Here is a 17,557-nt window from a genome sequence, read left to right on the forward strand (position 1 = left end):
GGGCGCTCGCAGATCGGGCGTCTAGCATGGCGCGGGATGTCCGACACCTCCGCCAGAATCACAGGTCTCGATGGGCTCAGAGGATTCGCGTCTCTCGCCGTCGTGCTCTATCACCTCACCCTCATCGCCAGACCCGAGCTGAGCGAGACGACGTGGGCGTGGCTGACGCAGAGTCCGCTCAAGATCTTGTTTCCCGGCACGGAGTCGGTGCTGGTGTTCTTCGCCCTGTCCGGTCTGGTCGTCGCGTTGCCCGCACTGCGCTCCGACTTCACGTGGACGCGCTACTACCCGTCGCGCCTGCTGCGGCTGTACCTGCCGGTCTTCGGCGCACTGATCCTCGCGGCCGTCCTGATCATCGCGATTCCCCGCGATCCGGCGACGATGCCGACCGGGACATGGCTGCGAGATGCACAGGCGACCACGGTCACTCCGGTCTCCCTTCTGACGGAGGCGTCGCTCCTGCGGGAGTCCTACGACATCGACAACGTGCTGTGGTCGTTGCGCTGGGAGCTGTTCTTCTCCCTGCTGCTGCCGGTGTTCGTGTGGATCGCGATCCGATTCCGGCGGGCCAGTCCCTATCTCGCGGCCCTCGCCGCCGGTGCCACCGTCGCGGGCAGGATGCTTGAGATGGATGCACTGGTGTACTTCCCCGTGTTCCTCCTCGGCACGATCATCGCGATCAATCTCGATGGCATCCGCGCCTTCGCACAGCGTGTGCACACGCGGATGCTGTGGCCGGCTCTGGCCGTGCTCGCGGGAGTGCTGCTCATCGCCAGCTGGCTTGCACGGCCCTTCGTCGAAAACGACTCCGGCATCGCCGATGTGCTGTGGGGGCTCGCCGGTGTGGGAGCCGCCCTCATAGTGCTGCTTGTGATCGTGTGGCCGAGGCTGCGCCGCGGATGCGAACGACCGACCGCGCTCTGGCTGGGAAAGGTCTCCTTCAGCCTGTACCTGGTGCACGCGCCGATCCTCGGCACCCTCGGCTATCTGCTCGGACGCGAGCAGTGGTGGCTGGTATGCCTGATCGGCGTGCCGGTCTCGCTCGCCGTCGCCGCCGCGTTCTACCGGTGGGCCGAGCGTCCATCGCACCGTATCGCGCGACGGGTCGGAGGGTACGTCGCTCAACGACTGGAGCCGCGCACCGCCTGATCAGCGTCCTGTCATCCACTGGATCCGTCGCCGCAGAACCCCTGCACGTCGGCGCAGTCGCACCCGCACCGGCAGCTCCCGCGCGGATTCGATCCGCTTCGCGTCGAATGCCGAGCGCAGCTCACGCGCCCACTGACGAGTCACCGCCACGTCTGAGAACTCGGCGGCCCTGGCCATCGCACGTCTGCGCATCGCCTCGATCCTGGCCGCAGGCATCGACTGCAGCTCCACGATCCGCTGCGCCATCTTCTCGATGTCCCGTTCCGGAACGACGAAGCCGTCGACACCGTCGCGGATCATGTCGGCCGGTCCGTACCGGATGTCGTATGCGATCGGGATGCAGCCCGCCGCCATGCTCTCGATCAGCACCAGCGGGAGCCCCTCGGACGTGGATGTCAGCAGGCTGAATCCGGCCACCTGGAACACGCCGCGTGCTTCGGGGTCGAAGCCGCGCAGACGAACGTGCTCCTCGACACCGAGCGTCCTGACACGTCTGCGGATGTCACTCTCGCGAGGGCCGTCGCCGAAGACGTCGAACTCGATCCGCTGATCGAGTTCCCTCGCCCTGGCGACGGCATCCACTGCGTGCTCGAGTCGCTTGCGGGTCTCGAGCGACGCGACGACGACGCCGTACGTGTTCGAACGCGGTCGTCCGGAATGCGGCAGGAACTCCGCCTCGTTCGGGATGGCACGGACCCTGGCCGTGACATCGAATGCCCGGAGATCGTCGACCAGGTCGTCGCGCTGCCTCTCGGTGAGCACCACGATGTCGTCGTAGTCCCCCGCGCGACGCAGCACTGAGGCACGCGACGATCGCAGCGTCTCTGCTCGTCCACCGAGCCGGTGCGATGCATGCACGATGTGCACGGTCGTCACGTTCTCTCTCCGGTATCCGGCGACGCAGCGCGCAGCGGTCTTCGAGTCCACCAGCATGTAGCTCGTCTTGCCGGCGGTCAGACGGTCGAACCACCAGCGGTAGAGAGTCCAGCTCGTTTTCCATGCACGGACGGGAGTGCCGTCCTCCGCGTACAACACGATGCGGCGCGACGGGGTGTCTGCTCGCTCGGTGGCGAGAAGGGTTCCGTCCGACCGGAACCGATCGACTGCTGTCGGCGCGCCGTCGGCCCTGGAGCGCCGTCTCGACAGCACCACGCCGTCGCGCTCGTGGACGACGTCATCGTCGGCCGGTACGAGCAGCGCCACCGGGTCGATGTCAGTGCCCTTCGCGGGCGGCGTGCGCCGGCGCAGCTCATCCCAGATGTTGCGGATCCTGAGCCCGTCGATCAGCTCCCCCGCAGCACGGAGGCGCTCATCGAGCTCGGCATAGTCGGGACGATCGTCGAGCGTGAGGATGTCCACATCGACCCCGCCGATCCGCCTGAACGATCGCGAGCGACGAAACATGGCGTTCGTCATGCCGCCGTAGTGGTCGCTGATCCCCCACGTGAGGGCGAAGTGCCTGCCGTGCGGAAGACGTGAATCGGCGCGCATCATCGAACCGACGATAGGTGGTGAGCTTTCGTCGCTCCTGTGGGCCGCCTGTGCGCAGCCTGAGTGCTTCGCGGCTGTCAGCCGAACAGCGCGGCAGCCTCGTCGTAGCGGTAGCGCGGAACGGTGTTGAGCTCGCCGAGCGCCTCTTCGAACGGTACTCGCACGATGTCGGTCCCCTTCATCGCGACCATCTTGCCCCAGGCGCCCTCCACGATCGCGTCAGCCGCGTGCAGGCCGAGCCGAGTCGCGAGCACCCGGTCAAAGCCGGACGGCGAACCGCCGCGCTGGATGTGCCCGAGGATCGTCGCACGGGTCTCGATGCCGGTGATGCGCTCGATCGCGGGGGCGAGCTGATCGCCGATCCCGCCGAGGCGCGGACGGTTGAACGCGTCCATGCCCTTGTCGCTGAACGCCTCGTCCATGCCCTCGAGCTTGAAGCCTTCCGACACGACGACGAGCGGCGCCCGGCCGCGGTCGTGTGCGCTGGTGACGAGTTCGGCGATCTCGTCGATCGACATCGGCACCTCGGGGATGCAGATCACGTGTGCACCGGCCGCCATACCGGCGTGCAGCGCGATCCAGCCGACGTGGCGGCCCATGACCTCGGCCACCATGCAGCGCTGGTGCGAATCGCCGGTGGTGCGCAGGCGATCCATCGCATCCGTCGCGATGTTCACAGCGGTGTCGAAGCCGAATGAGTAGTCCGTCGCGCGCAGGTCGTTGTCGATCGTCTTGGGCACGCCGAGCACGTTCAGCCCGTCTTTGGCCAGCCGGTCCGCCGCAGCCAGAGTGCCCTCGCCGCCGATCGCGACGATCCCGTCGATCTTGTGGCCGTAGAGCGTCTTGGCGATGTTCTCCGCGCCGCCGCGCTCGCCCTCATAGGGGTTGGTGCGGCTGGTTCCGAGGATCGTCCCGCCCACCTTGGAGAGCCCTTTGACCTCGTGACGCGTGAGAGGCATGAAATCGCCCTCGACGACGCCGCGCCACCCATCGCGGATTCCGACGAACTCCAGGTCGTACGAAGTCGTGCCTTTGAGCACGATGCCGCGGATGACCGCGTTGAGTCCGGGGCAGTCGCCGCCGCTGGTGAGGATGCCGATCTTCATGCTGGTGCCTTCAGACGTTTTCGGGAGGGGGACGGGCGACGCTGCCTGCTCTCGACCCTAGTGGGCATCACCGGCGGATGCCATTCCAGGGGTCGCGAAAACCGATGATCTTGCAGCGCCGGAAACGCGAGCATGCCGATCTTCTGCGAACGTCGCTGATTCACCCGGAAACGACGCTCAAGAACCGTGTTTCTTAACCCTCCGCCGCGACGCTTCCGCGCGTCAGACGCCGAGCGCCTGCCGAAGCAGGTGCATGAGCGCCGCCAGCTGCACGGACTCGCTCGGGGTCTCGAGCACCGCTTCGCCGTCCAGCGCCCTGGCCGCGAGGCCCTGCTTCTGATCGATGAGCTCGGCGATCTTGGTGTCGATCGTGTGCGCGGCGATGATCCGCCATGCCGTGACCGGCTCGTCCTGCCCGATGCGGTGCACGCGGTCGATCGCCTGCGTCTGCTCTGCGGCGGTCCAGCTCAGCTCTGCGAGGACGACGTTGGACGCCGCCTGCAGATTGAGACCGACGCCGGCGGCGGTGAGCGAGCACACCGCGATGCCGACGCTCTCATCTGCGTTGAAGTCGTCGATCGCCTGCTGTCGTGCCGGTGTCGTCTGATCGCCGCGGATCGAGACGTAGCGGATGCCGGATGCCCTGAAGTGCGCCTCGGCCTGGTCCATGACGTCGATGTGCTTGGCGAAGAAGACGACCTTGCCGACCGACCGCTGAAGCTGGGCGGCGTAATCCGCCGCGAGCTGGGCCTTGGCCTGACCGATCTTGCGGACCATCGTGAAGACGTTGTCTCCGCCGGTTCCCGCGGCCCTCGACTCCTCGAGCTCATTGTGCGCCACGAGACGGACGATGTCCTCGTCGATCTCACCGGGCTCCAGCCCTCGATCGCCACGGGCCTGCAGGATGCGACGATACTTCGCGGCCAGCCGCTCCCCCAGTTCGCGCTCGGCCTGTCGGATGCCGCGGCCGAACTCGTCGTCCAGCTGCACGGGCAGGTCTGCGATCAGTTTGTCCGGAAGGTCGGCGGCGACGTCCTTCTTCTTGCGTCGGACGATACCCATCGAGATGACGGCATCGCGCGCCTCGGCGTAGAAGGACTTGTCTGCGGGTGTGAGTCCGGTGGCATCGAGCTTCTCCATCAGCTCCACGCCTGGCTTGTCGCCTGTGGTCCAGCCGAGGAAACGCCAGATCGCGTCGAAGTCCTCGACGTCGTTGATCAGCGGCGTACCGGTGAGCGCCATCATGAGCGGGTCGTGGGAGCGCTCACGGATGCGCGAGGCCAGCGCGAGCACGTTCTGCGAACGCTGCGAGGAGAGGTTCTTGATGAAGTGCGCCTCATCCACGACCATGCCCTTGAGCCCGATCGAACTGAGCCACGACAGGTGACGGTCGAGGATCTCGTAGTTCACGATGAAGACGTCGGCGAACGCGTCGATATCGGCACCGTCGCCCTGGATCACGGTGGCCTTGCGCTGCGGGGTCCAGCGTTCGACCTCTCGAGCCCAGTTCATCTTCACCACGTTCGGCACGACGACGAGGAGGGGGTATGCATCGGCGATGGATGCGGCGAGAACCGACTGCGCGGTCTTGCCGAGGCCCGGCTCGTCCGCCAGGAGGAAGCTGCGGTGACCTGCACGCACGGATTCGAGGAATCGCGACTGGTGCACCATGACCTCGAGGCCCCTGGGCGAGATGTGATCGTACTCAGGTGTCGGCGGGAGCTCCATGGTCGCTGCCGACCCGCCTGCACCTGTCTCGAACGCCTTGTACAGAGGGCCCATCAGCTCCCAGTCGTCGAGCCTGCGCCGCGGGGCCGTCTGGCGCCGGGGCGTGAGGTCGGGTGCCAGGAAAGGGTTCGCGAGCTGTCGTGATTCCACCGCGGCCGGGATCACCTGGCGTTCGGCCAGTGCCGCCGGTACCACGGGGGCCTGCACCGGCGCGATGTCGGTGATGATGAGCTCTTCCGGTGCGAGCTCGGCGCCGGACTCCAGCAGCCAGTCGCGACGCATGCGCTTGGCCACCGGGCTGGTGGCCGAGTCCGCCTCGAGCAACTGGATGAGAGAGGTGTCGCGCGCGGCGGTCTTGGCGAGGATCGTCGCGACGCCGTCGAGCCGCTTGAGCAGTTCGGCGCGTGTCGAGTCCACGAACGCGGCATCCGTCTTCACTCTGGCGCGCTCCTCGCGCACCAGGAAGGCGATCACCTGAAACTTCACCCGGTTCGTCGGCCCGAGCTTTCCGCGCTGAGCCTTGGCCTCGATCTCGCGCACCTTGCGGGCGAGGATCGGGATCAGCGGGGCGTCGTCATCACGACGTGACGTCTTCTTGCGCCGCGTGGCGGCGGTTGCCGTAGTCGGCATGCTCCTCCTGAGCGTGAATACCGAACCGCCGTGAAGGTCGGTTCGTGCCGTACGAGTCGTCCGCGTGTGGCGCCAGCCAGGACCGTGCGAACGTTGTGCGGTCGTTCTCCTGGTGCCGGTGTGGCGCGCTCTGAAAACGACTCTGCGAGAAGTTTACGTCATTCTCGCGGCAAATCATCGCTCGGCGGACGACTATGCCCGCACGTCACCCGTCAGAAGGGCGCGAGCTGCCACCACATCGGCCGCCATCTGCGCCATGAGCGCATCGATGCCCTCGAATGCGACCATGCCGCGAAGGCGCTCGGTGAACTCCACAGTGACGTCGTGCCCGTAGAGGTCGAGGGAGTCCTCATCGAGCACATGCGCCTCGACCTGACGCACCAGGACATCGTCGAAGGTCGGGTTCGTCCCGACCGAGACCGCCGCCGGATATCTGATGTCCGTGTCGCGATCCACCAGCCATCCCGCGTACACGCCGTCCGCCGGCACGAGCGAATCGACACTCGCCGACAGGTTCGCCGTGGGGAAGCCCAGCTCACGCCCGCGCTTGAGTCCGTGCACGACCTCGCCGCGCACGTCGACCGAGCGCCCGAGGACCGCCTCGGCCTTGTTCACATCACCCTCGGCGAGCAGTTCGCGTATCCAACTGGATGAGACGCGGCGCTCGGAGCCCTCGACGTAAACGTCCTCGACCACGTCAACCGTGAAGCCGTACTGCGGCCCGAGCTCGCGCAGGAGGTCGGGGGTGCCCGCTCCCTTGTGCCCGAACCGGAAGTCGCGTCCCACGAGCACGGTGGACACGTGCAGCGCGTCGACCAGGATCTTCTCCACGAATTCGACCGGCGTGCGCGAGGCCAGTTCGCGATCGAACGTCAGCAGCAGCGTCGCCTCGAGTCCGAGTTCGCCGAGCAGCTCGAGCTTGCGCTCCACCGAGACCACGTTCTCCGGGCAGATCTCCGGTCGCAGCAGCGCGAGCGGGTTCCGGTCGAACGTGACCGCGACGGCGCGGGCCCCGGATGCCGCGGCATCCGCCATGAGACGCTCGATCACCGCACGGTGTCCGGCGTGCACGCCGTCGAACTTGCCGATCGCGACGACTGAGGGACCGAAATCGGCCAGCACCTCGCTCGGGTCGCGGAAGACGATCACGCCATCACCTCCGCGGTGCGTGCCGCATCGACAGGGCGATGCGTGCGCAGCCACCAGATGCCGAACATCGGCAGAACCAGCGGGATGAACAGGTAGCCGCGGCCGAACACCGACCAGACCGAGTCGTGCTGGAACAGCTCTGGAACTGCAAGACTCAGCACCCCGACCACGAGCACGCCCACCAGCTCGAAGACGATCGCGACCCAGGCCACCGTGTACCAGCCGCGTCGGCCGGCGAGCACCAGTGCCAGCGTCGCGAGGATGTACACGACGGCGGCGATCGCCGAGAGCGAGTACGCCAGTGGCGCCTCGTCGAACTTCCGCACGATCTGCACGAAGCTGCGGCCGGTGGCAGCCAGCGCCATCACGGCGTAGACGATGACGAGGACGCGGCCTATGCCGGTCATCTGATTGCGGGTTGCAGTGGTGCTCATAGCATCCTCCATTCTAAGCGCGCGAGGAATGCTCGATGGCCGCACGCTCAGCCGACCTGCACGGTCCAGATCACCTGCATCCGCCAGAGCATGATGGCGACGGCGAGGGCGATGACGCCGAGGATGACGGTGCTCCAGCGGCTGCGCTCGAGCAGCGCCCAGATCACACCGCCGATCGGCAGCAATGCGGCCGACACGAGATAGACCCAGAACTCCAGCGGATCGCCCGATGGCGGGTTTCCGGCGAACGGTGCGACGATCGCCATGACGATCTGCCCGATCAGCAGGACCTCGACGAGCGCGAGCGCGCCGACGGAGAAGTCGCTCGGACGCCGGCCCGCGAGGCCGGCAATCGCGCAGAACGCGCCGGCTGCCACGGCGACCACGATCTGCAACGTGGTGAACCAGATGATCATCGTGCCTCCGGCATGTTCATGACGCTCTTGAGGTCGCCGCCGCGCTTCTGCACGATCCCGACGAGTCCGCCTTCGGGATCGATCGCCGCGGCAAGAGCACCTTCGAGTCTGACGGCCTGATCTCCCAGTCGCTTTCCGTGCCGCAGGTCTCGTGCATCGTCTGCAGAGACCTCGAGCGGCTGCATGATGGTCGACGCCGCTGCGGCGGGCGTCAGCGTCTCCGCCTCGGCAAGGGAATCGATGTCGACGGCGCCCGCGACCTCGAAAGGTCCTATCCGCGTACGGCGGAGAGCGGTGAGGTGTCCGCCGATGCCGAGCGCATCCCCCAGGTCGCGGGCGAGTGCACGGATGTATGTGCCCGATGAGCAGTCCACCACCACGTCGAGATCGATGAGACCGTCACCGCGACGCTCATCCATGACGTCGAATCTCGAGACCGTGACCACCCTCGCCTTGAGCTCCACCTGTTCGCCGGCGCGAACGAGGTCATAGGCCCGACGACCATCGACCTTGATCGCAGACACAGCGCTGGGCACCTGGGAGATCTCGCCGGTGAGCGCGGCGATCCCGGCGCGGATCTGCTCGCCCGCCACTGCATCGACGTCGGCGGCGTCTGCTGCGCGGGTGATCTCGCCTTCTGCGTCGTCCGTGCCCGTCGCCTGCCCGAGCCGGATCGTCGCCACGTAGGTCTTGTCGGCGCCGACGACGTACGTGAGGAGCCGGGTGGCGCCTTCGATGCCGAGCACCAGCAGACCGGTCGCCATCGGATCGAGGGTGCCTGCGTGCCCGATCTTGCGTGTGCCGAACGCCTTACGCGTACGCGCGACCACATCGTGGCTGGTGAGCCCACCGGGCTTGTCGACGAGGAGGATGCCGGGTGCGACCATCCCCCCAGCCTACCGAGACTGCGGCAGTCGTCTGATCGCCGTGTCGGTCCCGCGACCGATGAAGATCGCCGCCGTGTCCGTCGACATAGGCTGGTGAGGTGCAAGCCATCTCGACACCTCCCCCGCACCTGTCTCCGGTGCTCGCGGACTGGTATCGCTCGGGTGCCAGGGATCTCCCGTGGCGCCGGCCCGAGTTCCATGTGCAATTCGGTGCATGGGGAACGCTGGTCAGCGAGTTCATGCTGCAGCAGACACCGGTGAACCGGGTGATCCCTCATCTCGAGGCCTGGCTCGGGCGGTGGCCGACACCGACCGCGATGTCGACTGCGACGCCGGCAGAGGTCGTGATGCAGTGGGCGAATCTGGGTTACCCCCGCCGCGCACTCTGGTTGCACCGCGCCGCGATCGAGATCTCCGAGCGTCACGGTGGGGACGTCCCACGGGACGTCGACGCTCTGCTCGCGCTGTCGGGCATCGGCGACTACACGGCTCGGGCGGTCGCAGCGTTCGCTTTCGGCGACCGGCATCCGGTCGTCGACACCAACACGCGTCGCGTCATCGCACGCGCCGTGGACGGTAGGTCTCAACCGGGGCCGGCCGCGCGCCGTGATCTCGTGGCTATGGATGCGCTGCTGCCGCACGCCGACGACGAGTCGGCGGTCTTCAACGCCGCGATGATGGAACTCGGTGCGACGGTGTGCACTGCGCACGCGCCGAAGTGCGAGGTGTGCCCACTGGCGACGCAGTGCACGTGGCTCTCATCCGGACGCCCGGACACCGGCGACGGACGCCGGCGGCAGGCGCGATACGAAGGCTCGGATCGGCAGGCCCGTGGCGCGGTGCTGAAGGCGCTGCGCCACTCGGATGCCGGTGAGATGCCGCTCGATGAGGTCATTCACGACTGGCGGGACGGCGCACAGCGCGACCGCGCGATCGATTCCCTGATCGCAGACGGACTCGCCGAGGCGTCGGAGCAGTCGCTCCGGCTGCCGCATTGACCGGCGGGCGGACTACTGCTGGTCGTCCTCATCGGCGCGCACATACGGGTCGGCGTCGCCGGCGTGCGTGGCTGATGATGCGAGCTTGGCCACCTCGGCGTCTCGCATCTGCGCCTGGTGAAGCAGCGCAGTGATGTTGTCGGCGTTCTCCGGAAGCGCATCGGGGATGAACTCCAGGGTCGGCACCAGACGAGTGCTCAGCTGCTTTCCGACTTCGCTGCGCAGCATGCCGGTCGCAGAGGCGAGTGCCGCAGCACTGGATGCTCTCTCCTCGTCGGTGCCGAGCACGGTGTAGAACGCCGATGCGTGCTGCAGGTCACCGGAGACGCGGACGTCGGTGATGGTCACGAAGCCGAGCCGCGGGTCGCGCAGGCCCTTCTCGAGACGCTCCGCCAGGATGACGCGAATCCGATCCGCCAGGCGTGCCTGTCGTTCTCCAGCCATTTCCTTCTTCTTCCGTGTGACGAATGAGGGGCGCCCGTGGGCGCCCCTCATATTTGATCAGATCAGCCGCGAGGCTTCTCGACCAGTTCGGTGGTCTCGATCTCGTCGCCGATCTGGATGTCGTTGAACTTGCCGAGGCCGATACCGGCCTCGTAGTCCGTGCGCACCTCGGTGACGTCATCCTTGAATCGGCGCAGCGACTCGATGGCGAGGCCATCGGCGAGCACGACCCCGTCGCGGATGATGCGAGCCTTGGCGTTTCGCGTGATCGTTCCCGATCGCACGATGACACCGGCGATGTTGCCGAACTTCGAGGAGCGGAACACCTCGCGGATCTCGGCGACACCGGACTGGATCTCTTCGAACTCCGGCTTGAGCATGCCCTTGAGTGAACTCTCGATCTCATCGATCGCGGAGTAGATGACCGAGTAGAACCGGACATCCACGCCCTCACGAGCCGCAGCCTCACGGGCCTTGGGGTCGGGGCGGACGTTGAAGCCCACGATGATCGCGTTGTCGATCGTCGCCAGGTTCACATCCGACTCGGTGACAGCACCCACACCGCGGTGGATGATGCGCAGCTGCACAGTGTCGTCGACCTCGATCTTGAGCAGCGACTCCTCCAGCGCCTCGACGGCACCGGAGACGTCACCCTTGATGATGAGGTTGAGCGTCTCGACCTTGCCCTCTTCGAGAGCACGGGTGAAGTCCTCGAGCGAGATGCGCTTGCGAGCCTTGGCCAGCAGGGCGTTGCGCTCGACGGCCTCACGCTTCTCAGCGATCTGGCGAGCCATGCGGTCCTCTTCGGTGACGATGAAGACGTCACCGGCGCGCGGCACCGAGTTGAGACCCTGCACCTGCACCGGACGGGACGGGTATGCCTCGTCGACTGCTTCGCCGTTCTCGTCGAGCATCGCACGGACTCGGCCGTAGGCGGTGCCTGCGACGATCGAGTCACCGACGCGCAGCGTTCCGGACTGGATGAGCACTGTCGCGATCGAACCGCGTCCCTTGTCGAGCTTCGCCTCGATGGCGACTCCACGTGCGGACTTGTTCGGGTTCGCGGTGAGGTCCAGGCCCGCGTCGGCCGCGAGCAGAACAGCGTCCAGAAGCTCCTGGATGCCGGTGCCTGCACGCGCCGAGACGTCGACGAACATGACGTCTCCGCCATACTCCTCTGCGACGAGGCCGTACTCGGTCAGCTGCTGACGAACCTTCACCGGGTTGGCGTCCGGCTTGTCGACCTTGTTCACCGCGACCACGATCGGGACGCCGGCGGCCTGGGCGTGGTTGAGCGCCTCGACCGTCTGCGGCATGATGCCGTCGTCGGCCGCGACCACCAGGATCGCGAGGTCGGTGACCTGCGCACCACGGGCACGCATGGCGGTGAACGCCTCGTGCCCGGGGGTGTCGATGAAGGTGATGGCGCGCTCGTGGCCCTCGTGCTCGGTCCACACCTGGTAGGCACCGATGTGCTGGGTGATGCCTCCGGCCTCACCCTCGATGACGTTGGTCTGACGGATCGCGTCGAGGAGGCGCGTCTTACCGTGGTCGACGTGACCCATGACGGTGACGACCGGCGGACGGATCTCGAGGTCGTCCTCGCTCTCCTCTTCGAGCTCCTTGGCGAGATCGAGACCGAAGCCCTCGAGGAGCTCCTTGTCCTCGTCCTCGGGCGAGACCATCTGGATCTTGTAGCCGAGCTCCTCGCCGAGGACCTCGAAGGTCGCCTCGTCTAGCGACTCGGTGGCCGTGGCCATCTCGCCGAGGTTGAAGAGGATCGTGACAAGGGTTCCGGGCTGCACGGTGTAGCCGGTCAGCGTCTCGATCTTGTCGGCGAAGTCTGCGATCGATGCGCCGCGGCGCATGCGGATGATCTCTCCGTTGCCGCGGGTGACGTTGACGCCACCGACGACCGGAGCCGACCGCATTTCGAACTCCTGCCGCTTCGCCCTACGCGACTTGCGCTGCTTGGACTTGCCGCCTCCCTTACCGAAGGCGCCTGCGGTTCCACCGCCGGGTCCACGACCACGGCCACCGCCGCCGCCTGGACGACCAGCGAAGCCGCCGCCGGGACGAGCACCGGGACCGCCGCCTGGTGCGCCTGCACCGGCGCCTGGACGACCGGGGCCGCCTGAGCGCTGCTGGAACGGTGCACCACCGGGACGACCGGGACCGCCGGAGCGCGGAGCACCGGGACGCGGGGCCCCCGGACGCGGAGCGCCCGGGCGGGGTGCTCCTGGACGCGGAGCCTGCGGACGCGGGATGTTACCAGGCGTCGGGCGCTGGCCCATGCCCTGAGCGGATGCGAAGGGGTTGTTGCCCGGACGCGGGCCGGCCGGGCGCTGGCCCATGCCCTGCGCGGACGAGAACGGGTTGTTGCCGGGGCGGGGGGCTCCGGGCTTGGGGGCGCCGCCCTTGTCGTCGGAATCCGCAACGGGCTTCGCAGCTGCGGGAGCCTCGGCAGCAGCGGGTGCCTGAGCAGCGGATGCTTCTGCAGCCGGTGCTGGTGCTTCTGCAGCCGGCGCTTCTGCGGGTGCAGGCTCGGGCGCCGGCTTCGGGCCGGGCTTGGGGCCCGGCGTCGGGGACTTCGGCCCTGGCGTCGCAGCACCGGGCTTGGCCGCACCGGATTTCGCGGCTGCGGGCTTCGCCGCAGCGGCAGGCTTCTCTTCAGCCTTGGGCTTGGAAGCACTGTCGGCCTCGATGGCCGCACGGAGCTTGCGAGCCACTGGGGGCTCGATGGTCGACGAAGGGCTCTTGACGAACTCGCCGAGCTCCTTCAGCTTTGCGAGTGCGAACTTGCTGTCGACGCCGAGCTCAGCGGCAATCTCGTGTACGCGTGGTTTGGCAGCCACAATTCTCCTGTCTGGGTCGGTCTACCCAGGCAGGGCAGACCACTAGTTGCGGACGGGTCTCATTTCGAGCCGTTCACTTTGTTTCCATAGCCATTCAGCCGTTTCTCGATGGTCTGCGTGTCCAGTGGTTCGGACACACGGAGGGCTCGTGCGAAAGCGCGGCGCCGCAGTGCGGCAGCCATGCATTCCTGCGTCGGATGCAGCCAGGCGCCCCTCCCTGTCATCACGGCACGCTCATCGATGATGAGGACGCCGTCATGGGAAACCACTCTGAGAAGAGCGGATCGGGAAGCACGCACGCGACAACCGACGCACGTTCGTACAGGTTCCATCTTACACCGCGGCGGTGGGTGGCAACTCCAAGCCCCCGCCGTCAGTCCAAGATGCTGTCTGGCTGGATGTCGATCTTCGCGCCGGTCAGCTTGGCCGCGAGCCGGGCGTTCTGGCCCTCCTTGCCGATCGCGAGCGACAACTGGTAGTCGGGCACAAGAGCGCGCACGGCCTTGGTGTTCGCATCCAGTACGAACGAGCTCGTGACCTTGGCCGGCGAGAGCGCATGGGCGACGAAGGTGGCGAGATCGGGATCGTGGTCGACGATGTCGATCTTCTCCCCCGACAGCTCTTCCGTGACGGCCCGCACTCGACGACCGAGTTCTCCGATGCATGCGCCCTTCGCGTTGATGGAAGGATCGTCCGACCTGACGGCGATCTTGGTGCGGTGACCGGCTTCGCGGGCGAGCGAGACGATCTCGACGAGCCCGGCGGCGATCTCGGGCACCTCGAGCGCGAACAGCTTGCGCACGAGCCCCGGGTGGGTGCGCGAGACGGTGATCTGCGGTCCTTTGAGACCCTTCGCGACCGCGGTGACGTAGACGCGCAGGCGGGAGCCGTGGGCGTAGTCCTCGCCGGGCACCTGCTCCTCGGGCGGGAGAATGGCCTCGACGCTGCCGAGGTCGACGTGGATCATGCGCGGGTTCGGACCCTGCTGGATGACGCCGGCGACGATGTCGCCTTCTTTGCCCTTGAACTCGCCGAGCACGGCTTCATCGGCGATGTCGCGCAGACGCTGGCTGATGACCTGCTTGGCGGCGAAGGCTCCGATACGGCCGAAGTCGTCAGGGGTGGCGTCCTCTTCACCGATGATGGCGCCGTCGTCGTCCTTGACCGGCTGCAGCACGGCCACGTGACCGGTCTTGCGGTCGAGTTCGACGCGGACGCCCTCAGGGATGGTGCCCTCTTCCGAGACGTGCTTGCCGTATGCCGTCAGAACGGCCTGCTCGATGATCGCGACGAGTTCGTCGAAGGGAATCGCCTTCTCCTTCTCGATCCCGCGCAGCAGCCCCAATTCGATGTCCATAACGGCCTCCCTATTCAGCTCTCGCCGCAGCATCCTGCACGCGCGGCACCGTACTACGATACCCGCTCGAGCAGACGAGGGTGTCAGCCGTCGGAGCGTGCGGAGCCGAGTGCGTTGATCGCGTCGATGAGGCGGTAGAGGCCACCGACCTCCCGCTGGCGCAGACGCAGCGCGAGTCGAGGCAGGTCGACGCGGTCGTGGTCGGCCTGCTCGATCGGGAGTGCTCCTGTCGACTCGATCCGACCGCCGACCAGCAGCGACGCGAACTCATCGTTCAGCGTTTCGATCTCGGCATCCGTCGGCGTGTTCTTGAGCCGCAGCACCAGCACATCATCGGCCCACCGCAACGAGTCGTAGTTGCGCCAGAAACCGGTGATCTCGGCGACCGCCTCCTCGGCGGAGTCGGTCACGAGCACACGGTCGAAGTCGTCGGCCGAGATGACACGTGCCGGGATCAGGCTCTCGACGACGAATCGCTCGAGGCCCTTCCAGAAAGTGCCGCCCGGCTGGTCGAGCAGCACGATCGGCATGGGCTCCGCCTTGCCGGTCTGCTGCAGCGTCAGCAGCTCGAACATCTCGTCCAAGGTGCCGAAGCCGCCGGGGAGGCAGATGAAGCCGGTGGATTCCTTGACGAGCATGAGCTTGCGGGTGAAGAAGTACTTCATCTCGACGCGGTGCGTGTCATCGGCGACGACGGCATCCGGCTTCTCCTCGAACGGAAGACGGATCGACACGCCGAGCGCCATCTTCTCCCCCGCACCCTCGGCGGCCGCCTGCATGATGCCGGGCCCTGCGCCGGTGACGACCATCCAGCCGCGCTCCGCCAGCACGGATGCGACCGAACGCGCCTGCACATACAGCGGGTCGTCCTGTGTGGTGCGGGCCGAGCCGAACACCGTGACCTTCGGCACGTCGGCGTACGGCTGGAACAGGCGGAAGGCATCGCGCATCTCGACGAGCGCCGCCGAGGCGATCTTGAGATCGAGGCGGTCGGTGTCCTCCTGGCCGAGCAGGATGCCGGTGCTGAGCATCCGTCGGATCAGCGAACGGTTCCTCGTGATCCCGGCATCGGCCATGATCTCATCGACCGCCGCGGTGAGTTGGTCCGGCTGCGCGTCGCTCATGTCAGGAGGTCAATCTCCCGATAGCGTCGTCGAGCGAGAGCGTGTCGCGCTCCCCCGTGCGACGATCCCAGAATTCCACCTGGCCGTCAGCGGCGCCGCGTCCGATCACGAGCACGCGCGGGACGCCGACCAGCTCGGCGTCGCCGAACTTCACACCTGGCGACACCTTCGGACGATCGTCGTAGAGCACGTCGAGCCCGGCGGCCTCGAGATCAGCCGAGGCCTTCTCGGCGACGTCGTATGCGATCTGATCGCGACCGGCCGCCACGACGTGCACGTCGAACGGCGCGACCGACGCCGGCCAGATCAGGCCCTTGTCATCGTTGTGCAGCTCGGCGATGATCGCGAGGATGCGAGTGATGCCGATGCCGTACGATCCCATCGTGACGGTGACGAGCTTGCCGTTCTCGTTGAGGACCTTGAGCCCCAGCGCTTCGGCGTACTTGCGACCGAGCTGGAACACGTGCCCGATCTCCATGCCGCGCGCGAGGGAGACGGGGCCCGATCCATCGGGTGCAGGGTCTCCGTCACGGACGTTCGCGATCTCGACGATGCCGTCGGCTTCGAAGTCACGGCCGGCGATCACGGTGTGGGCATGCTTCTGATCGATGTTCGCGCCGGTGATCCAGCGGGTTCCCTCAGAGACGCGGGGGTCGACGAGGTAGCGGATACCGGTGGCCGACTCCTCACCCAACACGGCGCCGGTGGGCGACCAGGGCCCGATGTAGCCCTTCACGAGGAGCGGGTTGTTCTCGAAGTCGTCATCGGTTGCAGTGGTGACCTCAGCGGGAGAGAACGCGACCTCAGCGCGCTTCTCGTCGATCTCGCGGTCGCCCGGAAGGCCGACGATTACGAGTTCGCGAGTGCCGTCCAGGTGCGTCAGCGCCAGCACGACGTTCTTGAGAGTGTCGGCAGCGGTGTAGTCGCCATCGAGCACGGCGTTCGAATGCGCGACGAGCGTCTCGATCGTCGGGGTGTTCGGAGAGTCGAAGATCGTCGCGGCGGCGGCGTCGTCGTCGAACGGAACGGCGTCGGGGACCGCAGTGGTGAACGCCTCGACGTTGGCTGCGTAGCCGCCTTCGCTGCGGACGAAGGTGTCCTCGCCGACGGGAGTCGGGTGCAGGAATTCCTCGCTGCGCGAGCCGCCCATGGCGCCGGCATCCGCCTGCACGATCACGTACTCCAGGCCGAGGCGCTGGAAGATGCGCTCGTAGGCGTCGCGCTGCGCCATGTAACTGACGTCGAGTCCTTCGTCTGTGGCGTCGAACGAATACGCGTCCTTCATGGTGAACTCGCGTCCGCGCAGCAGACCCGCGCGAGGACGCGCCTCATCACGGTACTTGTCCTGGATCTGGTAGAGCGTCAGCGGCAGATCCTTGTACGACGAGTACAGGTCCTTCACCAGCAGGGTGAAGGCCTCCTCATGCGTGGGTGCGAGCAGATAATCGGCGTCCTTGCGGTCCTGCAGACGGAACAGCAGGTCGCCGTACTCATCCCAGCGTCCGGTGGCCTGATAGGGCTCACGAGGCATGAGGGCCGGGAAATGCACCTCTTGGGCGCCGGCGTTCGCCATCTCGTCACGGACGATCGTCTCGATCTTCGCCTTGACCTTCAGGCCCAGCGGGAGCCAGGCGAAGATGCCGGCGGCCTGGCGACGGATGTACCCGGCGCGCAGCAGCAGCTTGTGACCGATGACCTCCGCTTCAGCGGGGTCTTCACGGAGCGTGCGGAGGAAGAATTTCGAGAGACGAGTGACCACGCGTCAAGTCTAGTGACCGTGGTCACCCGT

The 17,557-nt window shown here is 66.9% G+C and carries 15 protein-coding genes; 2 read left to right on the top strand and 13 right to left on the bottom strand.

What is annotated here, in order from left to right; genetic code table 11:
- The first annotated feature begins 36 nt into the window (after window positions 1–36).
- On the top strand, window positions 37–1,149 hold the full coding sequence (locus tag JF52_RS0100645; protein ID WP_033104623.1) for an acyltransferase family protein: 1,113 nt from the start codon (window positions 37–39) through the stop codon (window positions 1,147–1,149).
- Here the strand turns inward: JF52_RS0100645 and JF52_RS0100650 are convergent, their stop codons facing one another.
- From JF52_RS0100650 to truB, 7 genes are all read right to left on the bottom strand, one after another.
- Window positions 1,150–2,643, bottom strand: a complete 1,494-nt coding sequence (locus tag JF52_RS0100650) for a glycosyltransferase (protein ID WP_033104624.1) — start codon at window positions 2,641–2,643, stop codon at window positions 1,150–1,152.
- Window positions 2,644–2,717: 74 nt separating this feature from the next.
- On the bottom strand, window positions 2,718–3,746 hold the full coding sequence (locus JF52_RS0100655; RefSeq protein ID WP_033104625.1) for a 6-phosphofructokinase: 1,029 nt from the start codon (window positions 3,744–3,746) through the stop codon (window positions 2,718–2,720).
- Between the two features lie 222 nt (window positions 3,747–3,968).
- Window positions 3,969–6,104: a DEAD/DEAH box helicase gene (locus JF52_RS0100660; RefSeq protein WP_033104626.1), complete on the bottom strand. Its 2,136-nt coding sequence runs from the start codon at window positions 6,102–6,104 to the stop codon at window positions 3,969–3,971.
- Between the two features lie 192 nt (window positions 6,105–6,296).
- On the bottom strand, window positions 6,297–7,253 hold the full coding sequence (locus tag JF52_RS0100665) for a bifunctional riboflavin kinase/FAD synthetase (RefSeq protein WP_033104627.1): 957 nt from the start codon (window positions 7,251–7,253) through the stop codon (window positions 6,297–6,299).
- The gene (locus JF52_RS0100670) at window positions 7,250–7,660 is read right to left on the bottom strand and encodes a hypothetical protein (protein WP_200880987.1); all 411 of its coding nucleotides are present in this window, start codon (window positions 7,658–7,660) and stop codon (window positions 7,250–7,252) included. Before JF52_RS0100670 ends, JF52_RS0100665 begins: the two co-directional genes overlap by 4 nt.
- A gap of 74 nt (window positions 7,661–7,734) precedes the next feature.
- The gene (locus JF52_RS0100675; protein WP_033104629.1) at window positions 7,735–8,103 is read right to left on the bottom strand and encodes a hypothetical protein; all 369 of its coding nucleotides are present in this window, start codon (window positions 8,101–8,103) and stop codon (window positions 7,735–7,737) included.
- A complete protein-coding gene (truB, locus tag JF52_RS0100680) occupies window positions 8,100–8,990 on the bottom strand; it encodes a tRNA pseudouridine(55) synthase TruB (RefSeq protein WP_033104630.1) in 891 nt (296 codons plus the stop codon). Before truB ends, JF52_RS0100675 begins: the two co-directional genes overlap by 4 nt.
- A gap of 98 nt (window positions 8,991–9,088) precedes the next feature.
- On the opposite strand from truB, the gene JF52_RS0100685 reads away from it, so the two are divergent.
- A complete protein-coding gene (locus JF52_RS0100685) occupies window positions 9,089–9,988 on the top strand; it encodes an HhH-GPD family protein (protein WP_307823386.1) in 900 nt (299 codons plus the stop codon).
- A 12-nt stretch (window positions 9,989–10,000) separates the two neighbouring features.
- Here the strand turns inward: JF52_RS0100685 and rbfA are convergent, their stop codons facing one another.
- From rbfA to JF52_RS0100715, 6 genes are all read right to left on the bottom strand, one after another.
- Complete coding sequence (gene rbfA / locus JF52_RS0100690) at window positions 10,001–10,432, bottom strand: 30S ribosome-binding factor RbfA (RefSeq protein WP_033104631.1); 432 nt, start codon at window positions 10,430–10,432, stop codon at window positions 10,001–10,003.
- A 62-nt stretch (window positions 10,433–10,494) separates the two neighbouring features.
- Window positions 10,495–13,287 carry a translation initiation factor IF-2 gene (gene infB, locus JF52_RS0100695; RefSeq protein WP_033104632.1) on the bottom strand — a complete coding sequence of 931 codons (2,793 nt, stop codon included), beginning with the start codon at window positions 13,285–13,287 and terminating at the stop codon, window positions 10,495–10,497.
- Window positions 13,288–13,346: 59 nt separating this feature from the next.
- The gene (locus JF52_RS0100700) at window positions 13,347–13,619 is read right to left on the bottom strand and encodes a YlxR family protein (protein ID WP_052166648.1); all 273 of its coding nucleotides are present in this window, start codon (window positions 13,617–13,619) and stop codon (window positions 13,347–13,349) included.
- Between the two features lie 41 nt (window positions 13,620–13,660).
- The gene (gene nusA / locus JF52_RS0100705; RefSeq protein ID WP_033104633.1) at window positions 13,661–14,644 is read right to left on the bottom strand and encodes a transcription termination factor NusA; all 984 of its coding nucleotides are present in this window, start codon (window positions 14,642–14,644) and stop codon (window positions 13,661–13,663) included.
- 83 nt (window positions 14,645–14,727) lie between these two features.
- Window positions 14,728–15,768, bottom strand: a complete 1,041-nt coding sequence (locus JF52_RS0100710; protein ID WP_033104634.1) for an LOG family protein — start codon at window positions 15,766–15,768, stop codon at window positions 14,728–14,730.
- 1 nt (window position 15,769) lies between these two features.
- On the bottom strand, window positions 15,770–17,527 hold the full coding sequence (locus JF52_RS0100715) for a proline--tRNA ligase (protein WP_033104635.1): 1,758 nt from the start codon (window positions 17,525–17,527) through the stop codon (window positions 15,770–15,772).
- Window positions 17,528–17,557 lie beyond the last annotated feature (30 nt).

It is taken from the genome of Microbacterium profundi, from assembly GCF_000763375.1.
In the GTDB taxonomy this organism is placed as follows: Bacteria; Actinomycetota; Actinomycetes; order Actinomycetales; family Microbacteriaceae; genus Microbacterium; species Microbacterium profundi.

Bases quoted from the DNA above. Each gene is read 5' to 3' on its own strand.
- JF52_RS0100645 (WP_033104623.1), top strand. From the start codon at position 37: ATGTCCGACACCTCCGCCAGAATCACAGGTCTCGATGGGCTCAGAGGA.
- JF52_RS0100650 (WP_033104624.1), bottom strand. From the start codon at position 2,643: ATGATGCGCGCCGATTCACGTCTTCCGCACGGCAGGCACTTCGCCCTC.
- JF52_RS0100655 (WP_033104625.1), bottom strand. From the start codon at position 3,746: ATGAAGATCGGCATCCTCACCAGCGGCGGCGACTGCCCCGGACTCAAC.
- JF52_RS0100660 (WP_033104626.1), bottom strand. From the start codon at position 6,104: ATGCCGACTACGGCAACCGCCGCCACGCGGCGCAAGAAGACGTCACGT.
- JF52_RS0100670 (WP_200880987.1), bottom strand. From the start codon at position 7,660: ATGACCGGCATAGGCCGCGTCCTCGTCATCGTCTACGCCGTGATGGCG.
- JF52_RS0100675 (WP_033104629.1), bottom strand. From the start codon at position 8,103: ATGATCATCTGGTTCACCACGTTGCAGATCGTGGTCGCCGTGGCAGCC.
- truB (WP_033104630.1), bottom strand. From the start codon at position 8,990: ATGGTCGCACCCGGCATCCTCCTCGTCGACAAGCCCGGTGGGCTCACC.
- rbfA (WP_033104631.1), bottom strand. From the start codon at position 10,432: ATGGCTGGAGAACGACAGGCACGCCTGGCGGATCGGATTCGCGTCATC.
- JF52_RS0100700 (WP_052166648.1), bottom strand. From the start codon at position 13,619: ATGGAACCTGTACGAACGTGCGTCGGTTGTCGCGTGCGTGCTTCCCGA.
- nusA (WP_033104633.1), bottom strand. From the start codon at position 14,644: ATGGACATCGAATTGGGGCTGCTGCGCGGGATCGAGAAGGAGAAGGCG.
- JF52_RS0100710 (WP_033104634.1), bottom strand. From the start codon at position 15,768: ATGAGCGACGCGCAGCCGGACCAACTCACCGCGGCGGTCGATGAGATC.